Origin of the sequence: Stenotrophomonas sp. NPDC077421 (assembly GCF_049545505.1) — a bacterium.
In the GTDB taxonomy this organism is placed as follows: domain Bacteria; phylum Pseudomonadota; class Gammaproteobacteria; order Xanthomonadales; family Xanthomonadaceae; genus Stenotrophomonas; species Stenotrophomonas nematodicola.
In genome coordinates this window covers 39,475-62,305 of record NZ_JBMWDP010000013.1, presented here as the reverse complement: position 1 = coordinate 62,305, position 22,831 = coordinate 39,475, and the positions used below count along the sequence as shown (strand labels likewise).

The following is a 22,831-nucleotide window of genomic DNA, read 5'->3' as shown; positions in this document are numbered from 1 at the left end:
GACGATCCCATGCATCTGACCAGCAACAGCCTGATCAACGGCCAGCCGATCGCCGCGACCTTCGCGGCCGGCGACGCCCACGGTTTCGCCGGCAACCGCAACCCGCACCTGGCCTGGGACGATGTCCCGGCCGGCACGCGCGCGTTCGCGCTGCTGTGCATCGATCCGGACGTGCCGACCGTGCCCGAAACGGTCGGCCGTTCCGACTGCACCGTGCCGCGCGACCAGCCGCGCGGCGATTTCACCCACTGGGCAATGGCCGACATCCCCGCCGACGTGCGTGAGCTCGCCGAAGGCAGCTGCAGCGACGGGTTCACCGTGAAGGGCAAGGTGGCCCCGGCCGGTCCGCCGGGCGCACGCCAGGGTCTGAACGACTTCACCGGCTGGTTTGCCGGCAACCCGGACATGGCCGGGCAGTACCTGGGCTATGACGGCCCGTACCCGCCGTTCAACGACGAGCGCGTGCACCGGTATTTCTTCCGCGTGTTCGCCCTGGACGTGGCGCAGCTCGCGCTGCCCACCCCGTTCACCGCTGCCGATGTGCACCGTGCGATGCAGGGCCACATCCTGGCCGAAGCGGCGCTGCACGGGACCTACACGCTCAATCCCGCGCTGGCCTGAAGCACGGACAGGTGCCGGCCCCAGGCCGGCACCTCCCCTGCGGCGGCCTTACTTCTTCTCGTTCGCCGACTCGACCACCATGTCCAGCACATACGCGACGGAGGAACCGTCGGCCGGCGGGTTGGCGATCTTGTAGCGCTTCACGCGCACCACGTTGCGCACGCCATCTTCGTGGGTGTAGCCCTCGATGGTGCCGTAGAAGTTCTCGAACTCACCCGGCGTGCCCTGCTTGAGGCCCTTGTCGTCGAAGGCCACTTCGCGGGTCTGCAGGCACTGCATGTTCGGGATCAGCGGGTGCGAGCACGGCTTGGTCTGCGCGGCCACTTCCAGGAACACCGTCTCGCCCGGGCCGCCGTAGCGGGTTTCGGCGGTCGGCTCGGGGGTGAACACCAGCACGTCGCCGCTGGCGGTACGCAGGGTCAGCTGGCCTTCGCCAGCCAGTTCGGTCTTCAGCGCACCTTCCAGGCGGCTGCCGATGGCCTGGTCGAGCGCCATCAGCGCCTTGTCGGTGCAGGCCATCATGGTCGAGGCCATCGGCGACACGGTCAGCGTGCCGTCGGCCAACGTGTAGCTGCCGCCCATGCGGTTGCAGGTGTTGCTCACTGCGATGCGGCCATCCTGGAAGTCCAGCGTGACCGGCTTGTCCTCGCGGGCGAACAGCGCATCCACGCGCTTGCCGCTGGCATCGGTGGCGCTGTCCAGGCGCCAGTGGTTGCCCTGCAGGCGCTGCGCGTCCAGTGCCGCAACGGCCTTCTGATCGGCGGCGGCGGTCGGGGCCGGAGCCAGGTCATCGCCGCCGGTACCGGCAGGTGCGGTGGCGGACGGGTTGCTGCAGGCGGCCAGCAGGGCCAGCGGCAGGATCAGCATCAGGTTGCGGTTGCGGTTCATGCACATCTCCTTGGGAACCAGGGGAAAAACGCCGGGGCGTGGAAAACGGGGTTGTCGCGCGGCGGGTCTGTTCAGTTGCCAGCCGGCAACCACAACAACAGCGCGGCGCCCAGCACGATCCGGTACAGCGCGAACGCGGTGAAACGGTGGCCCTTGATGTAGCCCAGCAGCCACTTCACTACGACGAAGCCGGTGATGACCGCGGCAACGAAGGCCACGCTCACATCGGTCCAGTTCTCGGTGGCGAGCTTGCCGTCCTTGGCCAGTTCCAGGAATGCGTAGGCGCTGGCGGCGAACATGGTCGGGATGCCCACCAGGAACACGAACTCGGTGGCGGCCGCGCGGCGGCTGAGCCCGAACAGCATGGCGATGAAGATCGCCGCAGCCGAACGCGAGGTGCCCGGGAACACGCCGGCCACCACCTGGGCCAGGCCCACCAGCACCGCCACTTTCCAGGTGACCGTATCGCGATCGGGCAATCGCGCGGCGCGCGCTTCCACCAGGATCATCCAGATCCCGCCGATGATCAGCGCCCAGGCCACCGGCGTGACCGTCTCGGGCAGTTCCCAGCCGGCCAGGCGGACCGGCAGGCCGACCACGGCGGTGACCAGGAACGCGGTGCCGAGCTTGAGCACGTAGTCGCGGTTGTCACGCTGGTGCAGCCCGGTGGCCAGCGACCACAGGCGCTGGCGGAACACCAGCGTGATGGCCAGGATCGCACCGGCCTGGATGACGATGTTGAAGAAGTCCGAGCGCGCGCCGAGCCAGTGCTGGGCGATCAGCAGGTGGCCGGTGCTGGAGATCGGCAGGAATTCGGTGAGGCCTTCGAGAATGCCCAACAGGAGGGCGGAGAGCAGGTCGGACATCGGCGGGCTGGGGCTCGGAAAGGGTGAAATCGCGGTAGAGCATAGAACATCAAACCGCGCACCAAATGTGTGCGTGGTGCGGCCATTGCACCGTTATGGTGCGCACGGTTCAGCCGCCAGCAGGGCAGGTGTTCAATGAAATCATGGGGTTAGCTCGCGATAAAAGTTGGCACGCCGATTGCTCTATCCAAGTACGCAATCATCCATCCGAGGTTTCACCGATGTCCGTGGAAAATGTTGAGAAGCTGATCAAGGACAACCAGATCGAGTTCGTCGACCTGCGTTTCGTCGATATGCGCGGTATCGAGCAGCACGTCACCTTCCCGGTCGGCATCGTGGAGCCGGCCCTGTTTGAAGAAGGCAAGATGTTTGACGGCAGCTCGATCGCCGGCTGGAAGGGCATCAATGAGTCGGACATGGTCCTGCTGCCGGATCCGGCAAGCGCCTACATCGACCCGTTCTATGCCGACCCGACCCTGGTGATCAGCTGCGACATCCTCGACCCGGCCACCATGCAGCCGTACGGCCGCTGCCCGCGCGGCATCGCCAAGCGCGCCGAGGCCTACCTGAAGTCCTCCGGCATCGCCGAGCAGGCCTTCTTCGGTCCGGAGCCGGAGTTCTTCATCTTCGATTCGGTGCGCTTCGCCAACGACATGGGCCACACCTTCTTCAAGATCGATTCCGAAGAAGCGGCCTGGAGCACCGGCGACAAGTACGACGGCGCCAACAGCGGCTACCGTCCGGCGGTGAAGGGCGGCTACTTCCCCGTCCCGCCGACCGACTCGCTGCACGACCTGCGCGCTGAAATGTGCAAGACGCTGGAACAGGTCGGCATCGAAGTGGAAGTGCAGCATCACGAAGTGGCCACCGCCGGCCAGTGCGAAATCGGCACCAAGTTCAGCACCCTGGTGCAGAAGGCCGATGAGCTGCTGCGCATGAAGCACGTGATCAAGAACGTCGCCCACCGCAACGGCAAGACCGCCACCTTCATGCCCAAGCCGATCGTCGGCGACAACGGCAGTGGCATGCACGTGCACCAGTCGCTGTCCAAGGGCGGCGTCAACCTGTTCTCCGGCGACGGCTACGGCGGCCTGTCGCAGATGGCGCTGTGGTACATCGGCGGCATCTTCAAGCACGCCAAGGCCATCAACGCCTTCGCCAACGCCGGCACCAACAGCTACAAGCGCCTGGTCCCGGGCTTCGAAGCGCCGGTGATGCTGGCCTATTCGGCCCGCAACCGTTCGGCCTCGTGCCGCATTCCGTGGGTGTCCAACCCGAAGGCGCGCCGCATTGAAATGCGCTTCCCCGATCCGATCCAGTCCGGCTACCTGACCTTCACCGTGCTGATGATGGCCGGCCTGGACGGCATCCGGAACCAGATCGACCCGGGCGCACCGAGCGACAAGGACCTGTACGACCTGCCGCCGGAAGAAGAGAAGCTGATCCCGCAGGTCTGCTCCTCGCTGGACCAGGCCCTGGAAGCGCTGGACAAGGATCGCGATTTCCTCAAGGCCGGCGGCGTGATGAGCGACGACTTCATCGACGGCTACATCGCGCTGAAGATGCAGGAAGTGACCCGCTTCCGCGCGGCGACCCATCCGCTCGAATACCAGATGTACTACGCCAACTGAGCACCTGGCGACGATGACGAAGGACTTCCCTCCCACCTTCGTCGTCGTCGCCGCTTTGCAGAAATGCGGCGTGGCTGGGGAGCCACATCGCACGCAACACGTTTCACCAGGGGCAAGAGAGACCGGACGCGCATGGGCCCTTCCTCCCTCCCGCGTCACCGCTGGCGCCGCCCTTCGTGGGTGTCGGCACTGGCGTGGCCCATGCAACGTTCGGCGCAACGACCGGCGGCCATGTGCAAGTGGCCGCCGGTCGACCTGACATCGGCCTGCACGCGCGGGCCGGTTCCATCCACCATCGGGATATGCGCATGAAACTGATCTCCGCCATCATCCGGCCGTTCAAGCTCGACGAGGTCCGCGAGGCCCTCTCCGATGCGGGCGTGTCGGGCATCACCGTGACCGAGGTCAAGGGTTTCGGTCGCCAGAAGGGCCACACCGAGTTGTATCGCGGCGCGGAGTACGTCGTGGATTTCCTGCCGAAGATCAAGATTGAAACCGTGGTCACCGACGACCGGCTGGACGCGGTGGTCGAAGCGATCCAGAACGCGGCCGGCACCGGCAAGATCGGCGACGGCAAGATCTTCGTCACCGCGGTCGAGCAGGTCGTCCGCATCCGCACCGGCGAAATCGGCGCCGACGCGCTCTAACCCCCTTCGGAGCCCACAATGAAGACTTCTCTGTTCACCGGGTGGCAAGCCCGGTTCCATGCCGTGTGCCTGATGATGCTGGTCAGCGCCCTGGCCGTTGGCGCGTTCTCCGGCAAGGCGCATGCGCAGGCGCAGGTCACCCCGGCGCCGTCGGAAACCGTCGCCGTCGAGCCGCTCGCGACCGCGCAGGCGGTGCCGGTCGCCGAGGTGGCCGCCGCGGCCGCGCCCGCCTTCGATCACGGCGATGTGGCCTGGATGCTGACCTCCACGCTGCTGGTGCTGCTGATGGTGGTGCCCGGCCTGGCCCTGTTCTACGGCGGCCTGGTGCGGTCCAAGAACGTCCTGTCGATCCTCAGCCAGATTCTGGTGGTGTTCTCGCTGGTGCTGATGCTGTGGGTGGCCTACGGCTACAGCGCGGTGTTCAGCCAGGGCAACGCCTTCTTCGGCTCGTTCACCGAGTTCGCGTTCCTCAAGGGCTTCGCGCCGGATTCGGTGGGCAACACGCCGATCAAGGGCCTGCCGGACTATCTGTTCGTCGCCTTCCAGTCCACCTTCGCCGGCATCACCACCGCCCTGATCGTCGGCGCCTTCGCCGAACGCATCAAGTTCAAAGCGGTGTTGCTGTTCTCGGCATTGTGGTTCACCCTGAGCTACATCCCGATGGCGCACATCGTCTGGGGCGGCGGCTATCTGGGTGAGATGGGCGCGATCGACTTCGCCGGCGGCACCGTGGTGCACATCAATGCCGGCGTGGCGGGCCTGGTCGGCGCGTACTTCGTCGGCAAGCGCATCGGCTACGGCCAGACCGCGTTGAAGCCGCACAACGTACCGTTCACCTACATCGGCGCGATGCTGCTGTGGGTGGGCTGGTTCGGCTTCAACGCCGGCTCGGCCGCCGCTGCCGATACCGTCGCCTCGCTCGCCTTCATCAACACCATCCTCGCCACGGCCGCAGCGGTGCTTGGCTGGACGCTGGTGGAAGCGGTGAGCAAGGGCAAGCCGTCGGCCCTGGGCGCGGCCTCCGGCGCAGTGGCCGGCCTGGTCGGCATCACCCCGGCCTGCGGCACCGTGGGCCCGCTCGGCGCGATCGTGATCGGCCTGGTCGCCGGCGTGGTCTGCGTGTGGGGCGTCACCGGCCTCAAGCGTCTGCTGCGCGTGGACGACACTGCCGACGTGTTCGGCGTGCACGGCATCGGCGGCATCGTCGGCGCCATCCTCACCGGTGTGTTCAGCGCGCAGTCGCTGGGCGGCACCAAGGCCGACCTCGACATCGGCCACCAGGTCTGGGTGCAGCTGGTCAGCGTCGGCTTCACCATCGTCTGGTGCGCCGTAGTGACCGTGGCGATCCTGCTGGTGGTGCGCATGGTGTTCGGCCTGCGCGTGAGCGAGGAAGCAGAACGCACCGGTCTGGACGTCACCTCGCACGGCGAATCTGCGTACGAAGCCTGACAGCCTCGCACGCGCGCGCAGTCCACGTGACCCCGCGCCGACGCATGACGTAGTGCCGGGCTCTGCCCGGCAACGAACCACCCGCAGTGCCGGGCTCTGCCCGGCAACGAACCATCCGTAGTGCCGGGCTCTGCCCGGCAACGAACCATCCGTAGTGCCGGGCTCTGCCCGGCAACGAACCATCCGTAGTGCCGGGCTCTGCCCGGCACAGGAAGAAACAAGAAACGAGAGAGAGAAGCTGTATTGGCCGGTCGGTCCCGCAAGGACCCCCGGCCATTTTTTTGCCACAATCCCCCCATGCCCAATCTCCGCGCGCCCCTCCTGCTGCTCGCATTCCTGCTGCTCGCCGGCTGCGCTACCACACCCACCGACCTGCGCAGCCCGCTCGCCACCTGGGTGCCATCGCCGAACCACAACGCGCGCGGCCCGGTCATCATCGTTCTGCATCACACCGACCAGGACAACGTGCAGCAGAGCCTGCACACCCTGCGGACCGCCAACAGCGGCGGCAGGGTCAGTTCGCACTATCTGGTGGGTGCCGATGGCCACATCTACCAGCTCGTCGCCGACAACCGCCGCGCCTGGCATGCCGGCGGTGGACGCTGGGGCGGCCTCACCGATCTCAACTCCACCTCGATCGGCATCGAGATCGACAACGACGGCAGCAGCCCGTTCGCGCCCGACCAGATCGCGGCCCTGATCCGTCTGCTCGACGACCTGTGCACCCGCCTGGATATCCCGCGCAGCCAGATCATCGCGCACGCCGATCTCGCGCCCGCGCGCAAGCAGGACCCGAGCCGCTTCTTCCCGTGGCAGCAACTGGCTGCGGCCGGTTTCGGCCTCTGGCCGCGCGACGCCGACGGCCCCGCACCGGCCGGGTTCGATCCGTGGCTGGGGCTGCAGGCCTTCGGTTACCCGCTCGATGATCGCGATGCGGCCGCCGGCGCTTTCCATCGCCGCTTCCGCGGCCGCGACGACCTGCCGCCCACGCTCGATGCCGACGACGCCCGCATCCTGCATTCACTGCTGCAGCAGGCGCGGTAGAGCCGACTCCCCGTCGCCCCTACAATTGCCTCCCTGCAGTCGCCACACGAATACCGCCCATGAAGGCCCCGCGCCGCATCGCCGCACGCCTGTGTAGCGCCACGATCCTGCTGGCGTCGGTTCTGCTGACCGGCTGCGCCGTCCAGAACGCCCGCCCCGGCGCCGCACCTGCCAGCACCTACGCCAAAGCCGACTGGAACGCGTTGCCTGCGGTGTCCGACACCGACCTGAAGGCGGGTTTCGCGGCGTGGCGCAGCGCCTGCCCGCGCTTGAAGGGCGATGCCGCGTGGGCGCCCCTCTGTGTGGCGGCGGGTCACGTGGATGCCACGCCGGCCGCCATCCGCGCGTTCCTGCAGAACAGCCTGGATGTCTACGCCCTGCGTGCCGCCGGCAACCGTGCCGAGGGCCTGATCACCGGCTACTACGAGCCGATCTATCCCGGCAGCCTGACCCGCACCGCGCGCGCCACCGTGCCGGTGTATGGCGTGCCGGGCGACATGGTCAGCGTGCAGCTGGACAGCGTCTACCCCGAACTCAAGGGCAAGCGCCTGCGCGGCCGTGTGGAGGGACGCGTGCTCAAACCCTATGACGATGCCGCGCGCATCGCCGCCCACGGCGTCAACGCGCCCATCCTGGCCTGGCTCACCGACCCGATGGACCTGCAGTTCCTGCAGATACAGGGCTCGGGACGCGTCCAGCTCGACGATGGCCGGCATCTGCGCCTGGCCTACGCCGACCAGAACGGCCATCCCTACCGCCCGATCGGCCGCTGGCTGGTGGAGCAGGGCGAACTGGCCAAGGACGCGGTCAGCATGGACGCCATCCGAGCGTGGGCCAGCGCGCATCCGACGCGGGTGCCCGAGCTGCTGGCCAGCAACCCCAGCTACGTGTTCTTCGCCAAGGGTGCCGACGGCGACGAGGGCCCGCGCGGATCGTTGAACGTGCCGCTCACGGCCGGCTACAGCGTCGCGGTGGACCGCAGCGTGGTGCCGCTGGGCAGCCTCCTGTGGCTGTCCACCACGCGTCCGGATGGGGCGGCGCTGGTGCGGCCGGTGGCCGCGCAGGACACCGGCGGTGCCATCACCGGTGAGGTGCGCGCGGACCTGTTCTGGGGCACCGGTGATGCCGCCGGCGCGCTGGCCGGGCACATGAAGCAGAGGGGCCGCCTGTGGCTGCTGTGGCCCAAGGGCATGGCGCTTCCCAGCCCCGGCGGCGGTTGATCGCCGCGCCCCTCCGGCGCGCCGGGGTATGCTGGCCAGACAACGCCCACTGTCGCGGATGATCGATGGCCCTTGCCCTGATCGCACTGCTCCTGATCGAAGTCGTCCTTCAGCTTGCGTGGGTGCCCTGGTACTTTGGCGTCGGCATCGTCGCCTTCACCGCGCGCGTTCCCGCGCCGGCGGCGCTGCGCTCCCGCCTTGCGCTGAACGCCCTAGAACGCGACGTCACCAACGAAACATGGCTGCCGCTGGTCTTCCGTCCCTTGCCGGATGGCCGCATCGCCTTCCGCGAGAGCTTCTTTATTTCCTTTGCGCGCCGCTACTACCCGGTGATGCGTGGTCTGGTGGCGGTGGACACCCGGCGCAACGAGGTGCGGGTCGTCGGCCTGTACAACTGGAATGCGTTGTTGATCACCCTGGCGATTCTGCTGGCCAGCGCCATCATCCCGCGCGCGGCACCGATGCTGCTGATGCTGCCGGTGTTCGTGGTGAGCTACCTGATCCAGCGGCGCCGGTTCACTGCAGTGGCCGACGCGGTGCGCGCGCAGCTGGCCGAGGTGGATTCGGTGGAGGTGCTCATGGCCCGCCGGATGCAGGCCCGGAGCACACCATGAAAGTGACCCGCATCGTGGCCAACCTGCACGCGTCCAATCCTGCGCTCGCCGACCGGTTCTACCGCGACATCCTCGGGCTGCACGTGGCGATGGACCACGGCTGGATCCGCACCTACGCCGGCGACGACACGATGGCCGTACAGCTCAGCATCGCCTCGGAAGGGGGCTCGGGCACTGCAGTGCCCGATCTCTCGATCGAAGTGGATGACCTGGACGAAGCGCTGCGCAGGGTGCTCCAGGCCGGCATCCCGCTGGCATACGGCCCGGCCAATGAACCCTGGGGCGTGCGGCGGTTCCACGTCCGCGATCCGCTGGGGCGGCTGGTCAACCTCCTTCAGCACGTGTGAGCACGCATCACCGGCCATCGCGCCGCGCGCGCGACGCCCGGGGCAGTCAGCGGGACGGGGTGGGGTACCGCTGTTGATCCTGGCCAGTGCGGCCAGTGCGCTGGTGCTGGTTGGCTCGATCTTCGGACTGGACGCGCGCCGCCCTTGAAGATGCATCCGAGCACCTGAAGGGCAAGCTGGGGGAGAGGCGTCGTTCAGAGCCGCGACTGAGCTGGGGCGAAAGTCCCGATAAACGGCTTGGCCAATCAATGCTGTATCTGATGCGGGCGCTTCCCTGTGCGCAGCAGATCCTTCAGGTGGGCAGAGTATGCCGTAGGCACCAGGGGGGAGCGCAATTGGTCCCTCGAAGGACGAGCCTCAGCGGACGCACCGGCCGAACCGGATTGCCGCGGCAACGATCGGTGTCCTCCCCACAAGCCACCGCCGCCTCCCCGGCCGGCAGGTTCCCCCGGTCTGGCCGGCCGACGTTCTGCATTCGGGGATTCACCCGACAAGCGGTGCAGATGTACGGCAGGCGGGACATAGCGTGCGTTCAGCGAATCCACCACAGTGGGTGCAGACAGCACAGACGTTGTCAATTCGTCCAGCGCCGGCGCGGTGCCGATCAGGCGCAACACCCCCGTTTTGCACTACATTGGTGCAATGACCGCCGCACTCGTTCCCCCCGCCCTCGACGCCCTCGGCACGCCGGTCGCCTGGGCCGACGCTGACGGCCGCGTGGCCGGCTGCAATCCCGCGTTCTCGCGCTGGCTGGGCGTCAGTGGGCGCCGCCTGGTGGGCCAACCGCTGGCCTCGCTGGAAGTGCAGGGCGAAGCCCTGGCGCACTTCCTGGCGCGCGACGAGCGCGATGTCCTGCGCCTGCACCGGCTGGCGCTGGCGTTGCCCGGCGACGCGCCGCGTTTTGCCGAGGGCTGGCTCAGCCGATGGGATGCAGGCGGGTGGCTGCTGGAGGCCCATCCGGTCGACGAGTTTCCCGGGCTGGACCCGACCCAGGCGCTGCCCAGCGCGCTCAGCGCCGCCCTCAAGGGCCTGGCGCACGAGCTGCGCAATCCGCTGGCCGGCCTGAAGGGCGCGGCCCAGTTGCTGGCACGGCGCAACGCACAGCGCGACCCCGACGAGCGCGAGCTGATCGACCTGATCAGCTCGGAAATCGAGCGCCTCAACGGCCTGCTCGAACAACTGCTCTCTCCCGCACCGGCCGCACCGCACGCGCCGTTGAACATCCACGCCTCGCTGGAGCGCGTGCTGCGCCTGGCCGAGAGCGAGGGCGGCTGGGCGGTGCGCGTGCAACGCGATTACGACCCGAGCATTCCCGAATTCGATGGCGACGCCGATCGCCTGACCCAAGCAGTGTGGAACCTGGTGCGCAATGCGATCCAGGCCGGCGCCGGTACCGTCACCCTGCGCACGCGCGTGGAACATGGCGTGCGCATCACCGACCACCTGCACCCGCTGGCGCTGCGGCTGGAGATTGCCGATGACGGCCGCGGCGTTCCCGAAGAACTGGCCGAGCACCTGTTCCTGCCCCTGGTCAGCGGCCGCGCCGAGGGTACCGGCCTGGGTCTGGCGCTCGCCCAGCAGGTCGCGCGCGAACACCGCGGCAGCCTGACCTACCGCTCGCGTCCAGGGCACACCGTATTCACCGTGCTGCTGCCGATCGGCGGCGGCACGCCTGACGAAGAGGCGGCCACGCATGGCTGATCCAGTACCGTCCACCGGCCAGCGCGTCTGGGTGGTCGACGATGACCGCGCGGTGCGCTTCGTGCTGTGTACCGCACTGCGCGATGCCGGCTACCAGGTCGATGGTTTCGACGGGGCGGCGGCGGCGCTGTCGGCACTGGACGCGCAGACCGTTCCGGACCTGCTGTTCACCGACGTGCGCATGCCCGGTGATGACGGCCTGGTATTGCTCGACAAGCTCAAGGCCGCCCATCCGCAGTTGCCGGTCATCGTGATGTCGGCCTACACCGATGTCGCCAGCACCGCCGGGGCGTTCCGTGGCGGTGCGCAGGAGTTCCTGTCCAAGCCGTTCGACCTGGACGACGCGGTGGCACTGGCGCAGCGCGTGCTGCCGGCGCCCGATGCGGCGCTCGCCGCGCCCAGCGAGCCCGCCGCGCCCCCCGCACCGGACCAGCGCCCACAACTGGTGGGCGATACCCCGGCGATGCGCGCGCTGTTCCGTGCGATCGGGCGGCTGGCGCAGGCGCCGCTGTCGGTGCTGATCAATGGCGAAACCGGCACCGGCAAGGAGCTGGTGGCGCACGCGCTGCACCACGAATCGCCGCGCGCGGCCGGCCCGTTCGTGGCGCTCAACACCGCCGCGATTCCCGCCGAACTGCTGGAGAGCGAACTGTTCGGCCATGAGGCCGGCGCGTTCACCGGCGCCCAGCGCCGCCACGTGGGGCGCTTCGAGCAGGCCCACGGCGGCACGCTGTTCCTGGATGAAATCGGCGACATGCCGCTGCCGCTGCAGACCCGCCTGCTGCGCGTGCTGGCCGAGGGTGAGTTCTTCCGCGTTGGCGGACGCGAGCTGATCCGGGTCGATGTGCGCGTGATCGCGGCAACCCACCAGGACCTCGAATCGCTGGTCGCGCAGGGCCGCTTCCGCGCCGACCTGCTGCATCGTCTGGACGTGGTGCGCCTGCGCCTGCCGGCGCTGCGCGAACGCCGCGACGACATCGCCCAGCTTGCCGACACCTTCCTCGCCGCCGCCGCGCGCAAGCTCGATACTCCGCCCAAACGGCTCACCGCCGCCGCGGTGCAGGCGCTGCGCGAACACGAGTGGCCCGGCAACGTGCGCGAGCTGGAGAACGTGTGCTGGCGCATGGCAGCGCTGGCGGCGTCGGACACCATCGGCGTGGCCGATGTCGACAGCGCGCTGCATCGCGGTGGCAACCCGCGCACGCGCCCCTCCGGCGATCCCGGGCAATGGGAAACGCTGCTGTCGGCCTGGGCACGGCAACGGCTGGCCGAGGGCGCCGAAGGGCTGCACGCGCAGGTGCGCGAGCGGGTCGACCAGGCGCTGCTGGAGGCCGCCCTGCAGATCACCCACGGCCGCCGTGCCGAAGCCGCCGCGCGGTTGGGCATGGGCCGCAATACCCTTACCCGCAAGCTCGGCGCCGGCCGCCGCCGTGGCGCATGAACCACGCGTCGCGGCGATGTGTGCGGCGCGTGTCCCCTCTTTCATGGCCCGTGGACGACGCCACGGCTAGCTTGGCTCCAAGGAGTTTTCCCATGCGCAGTTCCCGTCTTGTTCTGCTCGCGTCCACCGCGCTGGTGCTCAGCGCGTGCGGCACTACCCCGCCACCGCGCCCTGCCGCGCCGGCCGCGCCGTTGGTCAGCACGGCCCAGCAGGCCGAAGCCAACCTGGCACCGGCCTCGGCCAGTCTGGTCAGCGGCCGGCTGGCACTGGTCCCCGACGCCCGCGGGGTACACATCACCGGCGTCATCGGTGGTCTGCAGCCGCTGCAGACCGCTGCCTTCCACGTGCATGAGCGCGGCGACTGCAGCGCGGTGGATGCCAGCAGTGCCGGCCCCCATTTCAATCCCACCGGCCAGGCACACGGGCGCAACGGCGCCGGCGCGCATCATGCCGGCGACATGGACAACCTGCGTGCCGACGCGCAGGGCCGGGTCAACGTGGACGTGCGTCTGCCAGCCGTCACCCTTGGCGGCGGCGCAGCCACCGATATCGCCGGACGTGCCCTGGTCGTGCATGCCAATGCCGACGATTACCGCACCCAGCCCGCCGGCAACGCCGGCGCCCGAATCGCCTGCGGCGTCATCCGCGTCACGCGCTGAGCGCACGACCTGCTGACGACCGTTCATTCACTGCCACCTGCAAGGAGATCCACATGCGTCCGATCCATACCGCGTTGTTCGCCGCCATTGCCACGCTCGGCCTGAGCGCCTGCAACAAGCCGGCCGACACCACGCCCGATGCCACGCCCGCCGCTGAATCCGCCGCTGAATCCGCCGCCGCCCAGCCGACCGCCGACGCCACCCCGGACGCGCCGCCGGCGATGATGAGCAGCGATGCCCATGCCAACCACAGTGCCGTCGCCGATCTGGCGCCGACCCAGGGCAATGCCGTCAAGGGCAACGTCACCTTCAGCGTCATCGACGGCAAGGTCCACGTGAAGGGCGAGGTCAGCGGCCTCAAGCCCAACAGCGAACACGGTTTCCACATCCATGAGACGGGCGACTGCAGCGCGCCGGACGGCGCCAGCGCCGGCGGCCACTTCAATCCGGGCAAGGAAGATCACGGCAGCGTGGCTGCCACCCCGCACCACGGTGGCGACATGCCCAACATCAAGGCCGACGCCCAAGGCAATGCGGTGGTCGACGCCGATGTGTCGACCAACGTCAACATCGGCAAGGGCGATGGTTTCGACATCATCGGGCGTGGCCTGATCGTCCATGCCGACGCCGACGACTACAAGACCCAGCCGACCGGCAACGCCGGTGCCCGCCTGGCCTGCGCGGTGATCAAGGCCGCGCCGTAACCGACACGACGCAGAACGAAAAACGCCGGCGAATGCCGGCGTTTTTCTGGGTGGGCATCAGCGGAGGCCGGCGCTGTCAGCCCGCCATCAACCGGCGGGCGTCCTGCCCGGCTTCGCAGTGCACGAACAGCACCGGCAGCCCGTGGGCTTCCAGCACCGCAGCCATCTGCCGCTGACGGATCAGGTACTGGTCGTAGATGCCCTGCAGGCGATCGCAGTCGCCGCTGCCGTGGTTGTAATGCGCGCACCAGCCGGCGGGATCGAACAGCGCCATACGCACTTCGCCATCGGCGTATCGAAGCAGCGGCTCGGGCGCGGCGTCCACCCATTCCTCGGCCTGCGGCGCCATCAACGCGGTCTCGATCAACGGCCACAGCACCGCCAGCCCCTGATTGTCGTACTGCATCGACATCATCGCCGCGAGGTCGTTCACGGTGAAGAAGCGGGCGTGCTCGATCTGCGCGCCAAATGCGTTCTGCGCCAGCAGGGCGGTATCCGGCTGGGCCATGCCCTGGGCCAGCAGCACGTCCTCCAGCGCCTCGGCCACAGCGGCGGTCTGCGCCACGTCGGTCCCCGTGAGCAGGAACGGCACTACCCGCAGTCCACCGCCGGTGAGGCTGGCATCGGCCTGGAACGGCAACGGTACATCGCCGTCGGCGCCGGCACCGAAGGCCAGCAGGCGCGGGCCCTGGCTGCGGCCCGGTGCGCGCATCTGCAGTTCTTCCAGACGGCGGTGGATCGGCCAGCCCGGACGCAGCACCTCGGCCGGGTCGAAATGGGCGCCGGCGAAGACGAAGTCCAGCGTACTCACGCCGGGCACCAGTTTGGCCAGGTCGCGGCCGATGCGGTCGGCCAGTTCACCGGCCTGTTCGGACGACAGCGCGGCATGGCGCGGCGCGTCGCCGCCGGCCAGTTCCAATGCCAGTACGCCAAGGGCATTCATGCCGTGGTCGGGTTTGCTCATGGTTTCACGGTTGGCCCATCACAGGGCGGCAGCTACACTTGCCCCCATTATGCCTGCTCCTTCGTGCAGGCCATGTTGCAGACACCCCTCCCATGCCAGGTATCTCCATGCCCAACGCCCGTCCCGTCGCCATTCTCGGTGGCGTCCGCATCCCGTTCTGCCGCCAGAACACGGCCTACTCGGACGTCGGGAACCTCGGCATGTCGGTGCGCACGCTCGGGGCGCTGGTGGAGCGCTTCGGCCTGCACGGACAGCAGCTCGGCGAAGTGGCGATGGGCGCGGTGATCAAGCACTCCAGCGACTGGAACCTGGGCCGCGAAGCCACGCTGTCCTCGGGGCTGTCGCCGCTGACGCCGGGCATCACCATGCAGCGCGCCTGCGGCACCTCGCTGGACACCATCATCGCGGTGGCCAACAAGATCGCGCTGGGCCAGATCGAATCGGGCATCGGCGGTGGGTCGGACACCACCTCCGATGTGCCGATCGTGTACGGCAAGAAGCTGCGCGCGCGCCTGCTGGCGGCCAATCGCGCCAAGACCACTGGCGACAAGTTCAAGGCCCTCACCCGTGGCTTCAAGCTCAGCGAGCTCAAGCCCGAGTTTCCCGGCGTGGCCGAACCGCGCACCGGCAAGAGCATGGGCGACCACTGCGAGGACATGGCCAAGGAGTGGAACATCTCCCGCGACTCGCAGGACGAATGGGCGGTGTCCTCGCACAAGAAGCTGGCTGCGGCGTATGAGCGCGGCTTCTTCAACGACCTGATCGCCCCGTTCCGCGGTGTCGAGCGCGACAACATCCTGCGTGCGGACACCTCGCTGGAAAAGCTGGCCACGCTCAAGCCGGCCTTCGACAAGGTATCCGGTCGCGGCACGCTGACTGCGGCCAATTCCACCCCGCTCACCGACGGTGCCTCGGCGGTGCTGCTGGCCAGCGAGGAATGGGCGCGCGCGCACGGCCACGAACCGCTGGCTTACCTGCGTGATTCGCAGGTGGCGGCGGTCGACTTCGTGCACGGCGAGGGCCTGCTGATGGCGCCCACCATCGCCGTCCCGGAGATGCTCAAGCGCAACGGCCTGACTCTGCAGGATTTCGACATCTACGAAATCCACGAAGCGTTCGCCGCGCAGGTGCTGTGCACGCTGCGTGCGTGGGAAAGCGAAGACTACTGCCGCAACCGTCTGGGCCTGGACGCACCGCTGGGCAGGATCGATCCGGCCAGGATCAACCCGCTGGGCTCGTCGCTGGCCACCGGCCACCCGTTCGCCGCCACCGGCGCGCGCGTGATCGCCACGGCCGCCAAGCAGCTGGCCGAACGCGGCGGTGGCCGCGCGCTGGTGTCGATCTGCACCGCCGGCGGCATGGGCGTGGTGGCGATCGTCGAACGCTGACGCGGCCGATGTGCGAATGAGAAAGGCCGCCCAAGGGCGGCCTTTTTCGTTGGTGCCCCCAACACGCAGGGGCACGGTTGCCGGGCAGCGCCCGGTACTACGGCAGGCGGGGATTGCCGTAGTCGTCGCGCTCGTCGCGCAGCCCCCCGACCGGGTCGATGGGATCGGCCGGCAACGGCTGCGCCATCAACGACTGCTCCTCCACCGTGGCACGCTCGGTCACTACGGCGGCCGCTTCGGTGGCGCGGGCGAGCGCGACGCTGTCCTCGCCGCGCTGCTGGCGCAGCGCGTTGGCGAAGCACTGCGCGGCCAGCGGGGCATCACCCCGCTCGTGGAACACCTCGCCCAACGCCTCCCAGGCCGCCGGGCCGGCACCGGCGGCGATCGCGCGGTGCAGGTAATCCTCCGCCGCCGCGTGCTGACGCTGACGCACGGCGATGCGGCCCAGCGCCAGCAGCAGCGCCGGGCTGGCCGGGTGGCTGGCCAGCCAACGCTGCAGGTTGGCCTGGCGCGTGGCCAGCTTGTCCACCGGCATCTGCCCGTAGAGCGTCACCAGCGATTCGTCCCAGCGCGTGTCCAGGGCCTGTTCCAGGGTCAGCAGGGCCGGTTCGTCCCAGTCCAGCGCCACCGCGCGCAGGGCGTAGCCGGCCACCACATCCGGATCGCTGCGCAGCGCCTTCGGCGTGGCTTCCCACTGCGCGGCCAGCGCATTGACGTCGCCGGCTTCCAGCAGCGACTGCGCGGCCAGGCGGGCTTCCAGTTCAGCCACGGCATCATCGGGCAGCACCTTCTGCTTGCGCAGCGCGCCAAGCTGGCCATACGCCTCGTGCGCGCGTTCGGCACGCGCCAGCGCCTCGGTGCGCAGCCACAGACCGCGCGGCGGCAGCGGCTGGATCGCCGCCACGTCGAGCGCATTGATCGCATCCACCGGGCGTTCCTGGCCAAGCAGACGTTCGGCCAGGAGCAGCGCGTGGCTGGTGGCGTCTTCGCCGGCCAGACGCTGCAGGTACTGGTTGGCGGCAGCCTCGTCGCCGCGTGCCTGCGCACTGCGCACGGCCGTGGCCAGCGCCACCGCGCTCACCTCTTTGTCCTCGGCCGCAGCGCCGAGCAGCTTCTCTGCGCGCTGCCAGTGGCCGTACTCATGCGCCTGCAGGCCTTCGGTCAGGCGCGCACGGCCCTGCTTGCGGCGGTAGCGGCCCCACGCCCGGAACGGCGCGGCCACCAGGCTCCACAGCAGCCACAGCAACAGCAGTGCCACCAGCGCCGCGAGCGCAACCTGGGGCACCGTAGAGCGGTAGTCATTGCCGGCGTAGCGGTAGATCACTTCGCCGAACTGGCGCAGCGAGTCGGCGCCGAGCCATTGCGCGGCAATCACGCCGAGCGCAACGGCCAACAGAAGAACCACAAGGGACTGGAATGGCTTCATCGATCATCTCCCATCGCGCATGGCGCGCAGTTGCTGCAGGGTGCTGCCCAGTTCGGGCAGGGTGGGGCGCAGCGTGCGGGTGCGCAGATGCTGCAGTTCACCACGCCGCTCGCGCAGGGCGGGTGAATCCGGCCACAGCCGCGGCAGCCACAGTGCCACGCGGTCCAGTGCCTGTTCATAACCGGCCTGGTCGCCGCGTTCGATCGCCGCGCGGGCCAGGGTCAGTTCCAGCTGCAGGGAATCCCACGCCGCGACGCGCTCGGCATCGGTCAGCGGGCCCTGGGTGCGGGTCGGGGTAATGGTCACGAACGGGGCCAGCACCTGGTGCCACCACGGTGTGGCGGCGGTCCGTGCGTCGTCGGCCACCGCGTCCGGCAGGGCGGTCAGTGCCTGGGCGAACGCGGCCAGCGCGGCGCTGGCCTGGGCCCGTGCGCCGGGACCCTGTGCATCCAGCGCGTTGCGCTCCTGCATCAGCGCCTGGCGCAGGTTGAGGTAGTCGCCGCCCTGGATGTCGCCCAGCGCAGCGGCGGCCAGCGCATACAGGCGCTTGGCGCCCTCCACGTCGTCGGCGAAGGCCAGCCGCTGGCCGGCCTGGCTCAGCAGCAGTTCGGCCTCTTCCAGTTGCAGCGCCTGCGCGCCATGCCGGGTGCTGTCGGCGAGCTTGGCCATATTGTCTTCGAGCAGGGCGTTGCGCTGGCTCAGGCCGAGCATCTCGTCGCGCAGCACGCGGTTGGTGGCCGCCGCGTCCTGCACCCGCTGTGAGGTGGAGCGCTGGTCGCGGCGCAGGGCCTCGACGCTGTCGAGCAGCCCCTGCAGCTGCAGGCTCGCGTTTTCGTCGCGCTGCCGGGCCTGGGCCTGCTGCGCCTGCCACTGCGTCCACCCCCACGCGGCACCGCCGCCGGCCACAAGCAGGCCCAGCACCGGAACGATCCAGCGCAGGGGACGACGGGTGGAAGGGGGCGAATCGGCTTCATTCATACAGGCATCCTTGTCGCGCGCGCCGGGCAGTCCGCTGGCTGGCGAGCGACGTGGTGCACAGCATCACCCGCCGCCCGCGCTGCCTGCAAGACCGGTGAAAACGCGGGTTCAGCAAGTTGCGCGTCGTGTGATCGCCCTGTGCGCCGCCTGTACCAGCTGCGCGGGAAGCGGGCCGTCGGCCTGCACCACGTGGACAAAGCCGGCGGCCTCGGCCTGCGTGGCCAGGCGCTCGCTGGCCGCCACCACCCAGGCCTGCCGCAGTGGAGCCTGCAGATCCCCGGGCAGCTGCGCCAGCAACCGGGCCAGTGCGTCGGCGCTGCTCACCGCCAGCGCCCAGGGCGTCGCCGCATGGCGCAGGCGCTGCAGCGTGCGTGGTGACAGCGGCAGCGGCTGCCGCAGATAGACGTCGGCGCGCAGCAGCTGCGCGCCCCGTGCCTGCAGCGTGGCGGCGATGATGCCGCGCCCGCCCGGCGCGGTCACCAGGCCGGCGCGCAGGCCGTCCAGGGTGGCCAGGGCCGGCAGTGTCAGCAGTCCCTCGCTGTCCATCCGCGCCGGGGCCTGGATATCGCGCGCGCCGGCACGCTGCAGGGCCGCTGCGGTGCCGCTGCCGACCGCCAGCCATTGGCCCGGGTGCGGCGCATCGAGCCGGGCCAGGCGCGATGCGGCCACCACGGCGGAGGGGCTGCTGAAGATCACCCGGTCGGCGCCCAGCGCCGCATCCAGCGCGGCACGCGTGGCCGCGTCGCCGCGCGCGCGCAGCGCCCACGGTGAGAGCGCGATGGTCGTGGCGCCCAGCGTGTGGGCGGCGCGGCGCATCGGGGCGTGCTGGCCGCGCGGGCGCAGCGACAACAGGGTCCAGCGCGTCGGATTTGCTTCGGTGTCCATTGCGGGCATTATGCGAGCCCTTCGATGCCGTTGCCCTCCGATGTCCGTTTCCGATTCCCTGCCCGCGCAGCTGGCTGCGCTGCAACACGTGCTGGACCGCATGCCGCCGGTGGCGGCGATGCAGATACGTGTCCACGACTACCGTGACGGCGTGTTGCGCCTGCAGGCGCCGCTGGCGGCCAACGTCAACGACAAGGGCAATGCCTTCGGCGGCAGTCTGGCCTCGGCCCTGACCCTGTCCGGCTGGGCGCTGGTCACGCTGCGGCTGCGCCTGGCCGGTTTCGATGCCGATGTGTACGTGGCCGACAGCCACGTGCGCTACCTCGCGCCGGTGTACGGCGACCTGCAGGCCGACGCCCAGGCGGACGCGGAATCGGACTGGGACGGCTTCCTGGCCACGTTCGCGCAGCGCGGCAAGGCACGGATCGGCCTCACCGCGCGCCAGCCGGGCAGCGCCGGCAAGCCGGCCGCCGAACTCACCGGCCGCTTCGTGGCCTTCGCGAGAGGGTAGGATGGGCGCCTTGCCTATTGGGGAATTCGCATGCGCCGCCTGGTCCAGATCCTGCTCCTGACATCGTTTCTGCTGACCGGCGTGGGGACGCTGGCTGCGGCCGATCTCAGCCGCAAGCAACGTACCGCGCTGGAGGAGGTCCAGAACCAGTACGGCTCCACCATCCGCTGGGGCAACGCCGAGGATGCGCTGGGCTACCTGGACCCGGACTACCGCAAGGCCCACCCGCTGACCGACCTGCAGCTGCGCCGCTACGAGCAGATCCGTGTTTCCTCCTATCGCGAACGCAGCACCGCCGCGCTTCCCGATGGGACCGTGGAGCGCCGGGTCGAAATCGGGGTCATCAACGTCAACACCCAGGCCGAGCGCACCGTGGTGGTCAAGGAAGTCTGGCGCTGGGACCCGCAGGCCAAGCGCTGGTGGCAGGCCGGCGGCCTGCCGGACCTCTGGCAAGGCCAATAATCCCGGCCCCCGTGGCCGCTGGACGCCGCTTCGCCCGCATGTGCGACAATCGGCGCCCGCTTATCGACCCGTGATCTGAGTGAATTACGAAGAGTTGCTGGCCTTTGCCGGCCGAAACCCGATGTTGTCGATGGCCCTGGTCGGCCTGACCGTGGCCATCATCGTGACCGAAGTACGGCGCCTGTTCCGCGGCTACACGTCGCTCAAGCCGGCCGAACTGACCCAGCTGATGAATGCCGGGAGCGCGCTGGTGGTGGACCTGTCGTCCAGCAGCGACTTCGAAAAGGGCCACATCGCCGGCAGCCGCAATGCGCAGCCGAGCCAGTTCGGTCCCGAGCACAAGCTGGTGGCCAATGCCAAACAGCGCCCGGTGGTGCTGGTGTGCCGCACCGGCAATGCCTCGGAAACCGCCGCCAAGGCGCTGAAGAAGGCCGGCTTCGAGCAGGTCAACGTGCTTGAAGGCGGCATCCCGTCGTGGCAGCAGGCCGACCTGCCGCTGGTCAAGGGCCGCAACTGATTTCACGTTGATGGCGTTGCGCGCCTTGTGCGCGACGCCACACGCCCCCATCGCTGGGGATGCAACAATCCATTTTTACAGCATTCATTCTGGAGCTACAGGAAATGTCCGATCAGAACACCAACGGCGCGATCGCGCCGGCCGACGCCGCCACCGGCCCCGCGTTCACTGTCGAGAAGATCTACGTCAAGGACGTTTCGTTCGAATCGCCGAATGCCCCCGCCGTCTTCAACGAAGCCGTGCAGCCGGAACTGCAGCTCAACCTGAACCAGCGCGTGCAGCGCCTGGGCGAGAACGCGTTTGAAGTCGTGCTGGCCGTCACCCTGACCTGCAAGGCCGGCGACAAGACCGCCTACGTGGCCGAAGTGCAGCAGGCCGGCGTGTTCGGCCTGATCGGCCTGGAGCCGCAGGCGATCGACGTGCTGCTCGGCACCCAGTGCCCGAACATCCTGTTCCCGTACGTGCGTTCGCTGGTCAGCGAGCTGATCCAGGCCGGCGGCTTCCCGCCGTTCTTCCTGCAGCCGATCAACTTCGAAGGCCTGTACGCCGAAACCCTGCGTCAGCGTCAGGAACAGGGCGAAACCTCGCTGGCCGATTCCGAGCCGGCCGGCAACGCCTGATCGGCGCTGCGTTCGTTCCGATGAGCAGCCACGCAGACAAGATCGCCGTTCTCGGTGCCGGTTCCTGGGGCACCGCGCTGGCGAGCCTGCTGGCCCGGCACGGTCATCCGACCGTGCTCTGGGGCCGCGACGCCGGCATGGTCGAGGCCATCGACCAGCGCCACGAGAACACCCGTTACCTGCCGGGCATTCCGCTGCCCGCGTCGCTGCGCGCGACCACCGATCTGGCCGCCGCCGTCGCGGGAGCCGCCTGGATCCTGGTCGTGGTGCCCTCGCACGCGTTCGGTGAGACCGTGCGCGCGCTGGCACCGCTGCGGCCCGCCGCAGCAGGCGTGGCGTGGGCCACCAAGGGCTTCGAGCCCGGTTCGGGACGCTTCCTGCACGAAGTGGCGCGCGAGGTCCTCGGGCCGGACGTGCCGCTGGCCGTGGTGACCGGTCCGTCGTTCGCCAAGGAAGTCACCCAGGGCCTGCCCACCGCCATCACCGTGCACGGTGACGACGTGGACTTTGCCCAGCAGGTGGCCGAAGCGATGCACGGCCCGGCCTTCCGCGCCTACACCGGCGATGACATGGTCGGCGCCGAGCTGGGGGGCGCGATGAAGAACGTGCTGGCCGTGGCCACCGGCGTTGCCGATGGCATGCAGCTGGGCCTGAACGCGCGTGCCGGCCTGATCACCCGTGGGCTCAACGAAATGCTGCGGCTGGCTGCGGCCATCGGCGCCAAGCCGGAGACCCTGATGGGGCTGGCCGGACTGGGCGACCTGGTGCTGACCTGCACCGGCGATCTCTCGCGCAACCGTCGCCTGGGCCTGGCCCTGGGACGGGGGCAATCCCTGCCCGACGCAATCCGCGAGATCGGTCAGGTGGTGGAGTCGGTGCAGACCGCCGACGAAGTCATGCGCCAGGCACGCCGCCACGGCATCGACCTGCCGATCTCCGAACGTGTGCGCGCCGTGCTGCATGGCGAACAGACGCCCGAAGAAGGGTTGCGTGCGCTGCTGGCACGCGAACAGAAACCGGAATACCCGGACACGCTGTTCAAGTGATTGTGAAAAACCCCGGCATTGCCGGGGTTTTTTTTGGACCACGCGCGGCCGGAGATGGATCACGTGCTGGACCGCAACGGCCAGAACGCAGAAACCCAGCGTGCGCTGGGTTTGGCGTGGCATACCGACGAGGGCGTGGCCAGAAAAAGTGAAGCCCGGCGTGGAGCCGGGCTTCGTGGCGCAGGGGAGAGAGACCGCGCCA

Annotated in this window: 24 protein-coding genes; 18 read left to right on the top strand and 6 right to left on the bottom strand. The window is 69.1% G+C overall.

Going from position 1 to position 22,831, the window contains the following annotated elements; translation table 11 throughout:
• Positions 1-9 precede the first annotated feature (9 nt).
• Entirely contained in the window at positions 10-621 is a 612-nt protein-coding gene (locus ACPEH1_RS09240) for a YbhB/YbcL family Raf kinase inhibitor-like protein (RefSeq protein ID WP_136006749.1), read from the top strand.
• Positions 622-669: 48 nt separating this feature from the next.
• On the opposite strand, the gene ACPEH1_RS09235 is transcribed toward ACPEH1_RS09240, so the two are convergent.
• Together ACPEH1_RS09235 and ACPEH1_RS09230 are read right to left on the bottom strand one after the other, a co-directional pair.
• On the bottom strand, positions 670-1,515 hold the full coding sequence (locus ACPEH1_RS09235; RefSeq protein ID WP_017357052.1) for an META and DUF4377 domain-containing protein: 846 nt from the start codon (positions 1,513-1,515) through the stop codon (positions 670-672).
• A gap of 65 nt (positions 1,516-1,580) precedes the next feature.
• Positions 1,581-2,375, bottom strand: a complete 795-nt coding sequence (locus tag ACPEH1_RS09230; protein ID WP_423715684.1) for an undecaprenyl-diphosphate phosphatase — start codon at positions 2,373-2,375, stop codon at positions 1,581-1,583.
• Positions 2,376-2,596: 221 nt separating this feature from the next.
• Between ACPEH1_RS09230 and glnA the strand changes: the two genes are divergently transcribed.
• The 11 genes from glnA to ACPEH1_RS09175 all read left to right on the top strand — a co-directional run bounded on the left by glnA (position 2,597) and on the right by ACPEH1_RS09175 (position 13,832).
• Positions 2,597-4,006, top strand: coding sequence for a type I glutamate--ammonia ligase (gene glnA / locus ACPEH1_RS09225; RefSeq protein WP_423715683.1), 1,410 nt, complete (start codon positions 2,597-2,599; stop codon positions 4,004-4,006).
• A 308-nt stretch (positions 4,007-4,314) separates the two neighbouring features.
• Complete coding sequence (locus ACPEH1_RS09220) at positions 4,315-4,653, top strand: P-II family nitrogen regulator (RefSeq protein WP_026070924.1); 339 nt, start codon at positions 4,315-4,317, stop codon at positions 4,651-4,653.
• A gap of 18 nt (positions 4,654-4,671) precedes the next feature.
• Positions 4,672-6,102 carry an ammonium transporter gene (locus tag ACPEH1_RS09215; RefSeq protein ID WP_136006745.1) on the top strand — a complete coding sequence of 477 codons (1,431 nt, stop codon included), beginning with the start codon at positions 4,672-4,674 and terminating at the stop codon, positions 6,100-6,102.
• Positions 6,103-6,399: 297 nt separating this feature from the next.
• Positions 6,400-7,146 (top strand): N-acetylmuramoyl-L-alanine amidase, encoded by a 747-nt coding sequence (locus ACPEH1_RS09210; RefSeq protein WP_423715682.1) that lies wholly within the window; start codon positions 6,400-6,402, stop codon positions 7,144-7,146.
• A gap of 59 nt (positions 7,147-7,205) precedes the next feature.
• Entirely contained in the window at positions 7,206-8,366 is a 1,161-nt protein-coding gene (locus ACPEH1_RS09205; RefSeq protein ID WP_423715681.1) for a murein transglycosylase A, read from the top strand.
• A gap of 65 nt (positions 8,367-8,431) precedes the next feature.
• Complete coding sequence (locus tag ACPEH1_RS09200) at positions 8,432-8,980, top strand: hypothetical protein (protein WP_423715680.1); 549 nt, start codon at positions 8,432-8,434, stop codon at positions 8,978-8,980.
• Entirely contained in the window at positions 8,977-9,327 is a 351-nt protein-coding gene (locus ACPEH1_RS09195; protein WP_017356768.1) for a VOC family protein, read from the top strand. The genes ACPEH1_RS09200 and ACPEH1_RS09195 overlap by 4 nt, the downstream gene beginning before the upstream one ends.
• 642 nt (positions 9,328-9,969) lie before the next feature.
• On the top strand, positions 9,970-11,028 hold the full coding sequence (locus ACPEH1_RS09190) for a two-component system sensor histidine kinase NtrB (RefSeq protein WP_017356770.1): 1,059 nt from the start codon (positions 9,970-9,972) through the stop codon (positions 11,026-11,028).
• Positions 11,021-12,469: a nitrogen regulation protein NR(I) gene (ntrC, locus tag ACPEH1_RS09185; RefSeq protein ID WP_136006736.1), complete on the top strand. Its 1,449-nt coding sequence runs from the start codon at positions 11,021-11,023 to the stop codon at positions 12,467-12,469. The genes ACPEH1_RS09190 and ntrC overlap by 8 nt, the downstream gene beginning before the upstream one ends.
• 92 nt (positions 12,470-12,561) lie before the next feature.
• Complete coding sequence (locus ACPEH1_RS09180) at positions 12,562-13,128, top strand: superoxide dismutase family protein (RefSeq protein WP_017355375.1); 567 nt, start codon at positions 12,562-12,564, stop codon at positions 13,126-13,128.
• A gap of 53 nt (positions 13,129-13,181) precedes the next feature.
• Positions 13,182-13,832 (top strand): superoxide dismutase family protein, encoded by a 651-nt coding sequence (locus tag ACPEH1_RS09175; RefSeq protein ID WP_017355376.1) that lies wholly within the window; start codon positions 13,182-13,184, stop codon positions 13,830-13,832.
• Between the two features lie 76 nt (positions 13,833-13,908).
• Here ACPEH1_RS09175 and ACPEH1_RS09170 read toward each other — a convergent pair whose 3' ends face one another.
• Positions 13,909-14,796 carry a hypothetical protein gene (locus tag ACPEH1_RS09170; protein WP_017355377.1) on the bottom strand — a complete coding sequence of 296 codons (888 nt, stop codon included), beginning with the start codon at positions 14,794-14,796 and terminating at the stop codon, positions 13,909-13,911.
• A gap of 92 nt (positions 14,797-14,888) precedes the next feature.
• On the opposite strand from ACPEH1_RS09170, the gene ACPEH1_RS09165 reads away from it, so the two are divergent.
• Entirely contained in the window at positions 14,889-16,184 is a 1,296-nt protein-coding gene (locus ACPEH1_RS09165; RefSeq protein ID WP_026070665.1) for an acetyl-CoA C-acetyltransferase, read from the top strand.
• Between the two features lie 97 nt (positions 16,185-16,281).
• Here ACPEH1_RS09165 and ACPEH1_RS09160 read toward each other — a convergent pair whose 3' ends face one another.
• From ACPEH1_RS09160 to ACPEH1_RS09150, 3 genes are all read right to left on the bottom strand, one after another.
• A complete protein-coding gene (locus ACPEH1_RS09160) occupies positions 16,282-17,610 on the bottom strand; it encodes a heme biosynthesis protein HemY (RefSeq protein ID WP_423715679.1) in 1,329 nt (442 codons plus the stop codon).
• Between the two features lie 3 nt (positions 17,611-17,613).
• Positions 17,614-18,588: a uroporphyrinogen-III C-methyltransferase gene (locus ACPEH1_RS09155; RefSeq protein ID WP_136006730.1), complete on the bottom strand. Its 975-nt coding sequence runs from the start codon at positions 18,586-18,588 to the stop codon at positions 17,614-17,616.
• A 108-nt stretch (positions 18,589-18,696) separates the two neighbouring features.
• Positions 18,697-19,473 (bottom strand): uroporphyrinogen-III synthase, encoded by a 777-nt coding sequence (locus ACPEH1_RS09150; protein ID WP_423715678.1) that lies wholly within the window; start codon positions 19,471-19,473, stop codon positions 18,697-18,699.
• A 40-nt stretch (positions 19,474-19,513) separates the two neighbouring features.
• On the opposite strand from ACPEH1_RS09150, the gene ACPEH1_RS09145 reads away from it, so the two are divergent.
• From ACPEH1_RS09145 to ACPEH1_RS09125, 5 genes are all read left to right on the top strand, one after another.
• The gene (locus ACPEH1_RS09145; protein WP_017355558.1) at positions 19,514-19,984 is read left to right on the top strand and encodes a YiiD C-terminal domain-containing protein; all 471 of its coding nucleotides are present in this window, start codon (positions 19,514-19,516) and stop codon (positions 19,982-19,984) included.
• 30 nt (positions 19,985-20,014) lie between these two features.
• Positions 20,015-20,446 carry a hypothetical protein gene (locus tag ACPEH1_RS09140; RefSeq protein ID WP_136006726.1) on the top strand — a complete coding sequence of 144 codons (432 nt, stop codon included), beginning with the start codon at positions 20,015-20,017 and terminating at the stop codon, positions 20,444-20,446.
• A 79-nt stretch (positions 20,447-20,525) separates the two neighbouring features.
• Entirely contained in the window at positions 20,526-20,963 is a 438-nt protein-coding gene (locus tag ACPEH1_RS09135) for a rhodanese-like domain-containing protein (protein WP_423715677.1), read from the top strand.
• Between the two features lie 104 nt (positions 20,964-21,067).
• On the top strand, positions 21,068-21,583 hold the full coding sequence (gene secB / locus ACPEH1_RS09130) for a protein-export chaperone SecB (RefSeq protein ID WP_017355555.1): 516 nt from the start codon (positions 21,068-21,070) through the stop codon (positions 21,581-21,583).
• A 20-nt stretch (positions 21,584-21,603) separates the two neighbouring features.
• Positions 21,604-22,629, top strand: a complete 1,026-nt coding sequence (locus ACPEH1_RS09125) for an NAD(P)H-dependent glycerol-3-phosphate dehydrogenase (protein WP_017355554.1) — start codon at positions 21,604-21,606, stop codon at positions 22,627-22,629.
• The last annotated feature ends 202 nt before the right edge of the window (positions 22,630-22,831 follow it).

What these genes read in the sequence shown, in the direction of transcription:
- ntrC (WP_136006736.1), top strand. Translation starts at nt 11,021, where the DNA reads ATGGCTGATCCAGTACCGTCCACCGGCCAGCGCGTCTGGGTGGTCGAC.
- ACPEH1_RS09175 (WP_017355376.1), top strand. Translation starts at nt 13,182, where the DNA reads ATGCGTCCGATCCATACCGCGTTGTTCGCCGCCATTGCCACGCTCGGC.
- ACPEH1_RS09180 (WP_017355375.1), top strand. Translation starts at nt 12,562, where the DNA reads ATGCGCAGTTCCCGTCTTGTTCTGCTCGCGTCCACCGCGCTGGTGCTC.
- glnA (WP_423715683.1), top strand. Translation starts at nt 2,597, where the DNA reads ATGTCCGTGGAAAATGTTGAGAAGCTGATCAAGGACAACCAGATCGAG.
- ACPEH1_RS09230 (WP_423715684.1), bottom strand. Translation starts at nt 2,375, where the DNA reads ATGTCCGACCTGCTCTCCGCCCTCCTGTTGGGCATTCTCGAAGGCCTC.
- ACPEH1_RS09205 (WP_423715681.1), top strand. Translation starts at nt 7,206, where the DNA reads ATGAAGGCCCCGCGCCGCATCGCCGCACGCCTGTGTAGCGCCACGATC.
- ACPEH1_RS09165 (WP_026070665.1), top strand. Translation starts at nt 14,889, where the DNA reads ATGCCAGGTATCTCCATGCCCAACGCCCGTCCCGTCGCCATTCTCGGT.
- secB (WP_017355555.1), top strand. Translation starts at nt 21,068, where the DNA reads ATGTCCGATCAGAACACCAACGGCGCGATCGCGCCGGCCGACGCCGCC.
- ACPEH1_RS09235 (WP_017357052.1), bottom strand. Translation starts at nt 1,515, where the DNA reads ATGTGCATGAACCGCAACCGCAACCTGATGCTGATCCTGCCGCTGGCC.
- ACPEH1_RS09190 (WP_017356770.1), top strand. Translation starts at nt 9,970, where the DNA reads ATGACCGCCGCACTCGTTCCCCCCGCCCTCGACGCCCTCGGCACGCCG.
- ACPEH1_RS09215 (WP_136006745.1), top strand. Translation starts at nt 4,672, where the DNA reads ATGAAGACTTCTCTGTTCACCGGGTGGCAAGCCCGGTTCCATGCCGTG.
- ACPEH1_RS09140 (WP_136006726.1), top strand. Translation starts at nt 20,015, where the DNA reads ATGCGCCGCCTGGTCCAGATCCTGCTCCTGACATCGTTTCTGCTGACC.
- ACPEH1_RS09145 (WP_017355558.1), top strand. Translation starts at nt 19,514, where the DNA reads ATGTCCGTTTCCGATTCCCTGCCCGCGCAGCTGGCTGCGCTGCAACAC.
- ACPEH1_RS09170 (WP_017355377.1), bottom strand. Translation starts at nt 14,796, where the DNA reads ATGAGCAAACCCGACCACGGCATGAATGCCCTTGGCGTACTGGCATTG.
- ACPEH1_RS09240 (WP_136006749.1), top strand. Translation starts at nt 10, where the DNA reads ATGCATCTGACCAGCAACAGCCTGATCAACGGCCAGCCGATCGCCGCG.
- ACPEH1_RS09125 (WP_017355554.1), top strand. Translation starts at nt 21,604, where the DNA reads ATGAGCAGCCACGCAGACAAGATCGCCGTTCTCGGTGCCGGTTCCTGG.
- ACPEH1_RS09150 (WP_423715678.1), bottom strand. Translation starts at nt 19,473, where the DNA reads ATGGACACCGAAGCAAATCCGACGCGCTGGACCCTGTTGTCGCTGCGC.
- ACPEH1_RS09160 (WP_423715679.1), bottom strand. Translation starts at nt 17,610, where the DNA reads ATGAAGCCATTCCAGTCCCTTGTGGTTCTTCTGTTGGCCGTTGCGCTC.
- ACPEH1_RS09195 (WP_017356768.1), top strand. Translation starts at nt 8,977, where the DNA reads ATGAAAGTGACCCGCATCGTGGCCAACCTGCACGCGTCCAATCCTGCG.
- ACPEH1_RS09200 (WP_423715680.1), top strand. Translation starts at nt 8,432, where the DNA reads ATGGCCCTTGCCCTGATCGCACTGCTCCTGATCGAAGTCGTCCTTCAG.
- ACPEH1_RS09220 (WP_026070924.1), top strand. Translation starts at nt 4,315, where the DNA reads ATGAAACTGATCTCCGCCATCATCCGGCCGTTCAAGCTCGACGAGGTC.
- ACPEH1_RS09210 (WP_423715682.1), top strand. Translation starts at nt 6,400, where the DNA reads ATGCCCAATCTCCGCGCGCCCCTCCTGCTGCTCGCATTCCTGCTGCTC.
- ACPEH1_RS09155 (WP_136006730.1), bottom strand. Translation starts at nt 18,588, where the DNA reads ATGAATGAAGCCGATTCGCCCCCTTCCACCCGTCGTCCCCTGCGCTGG.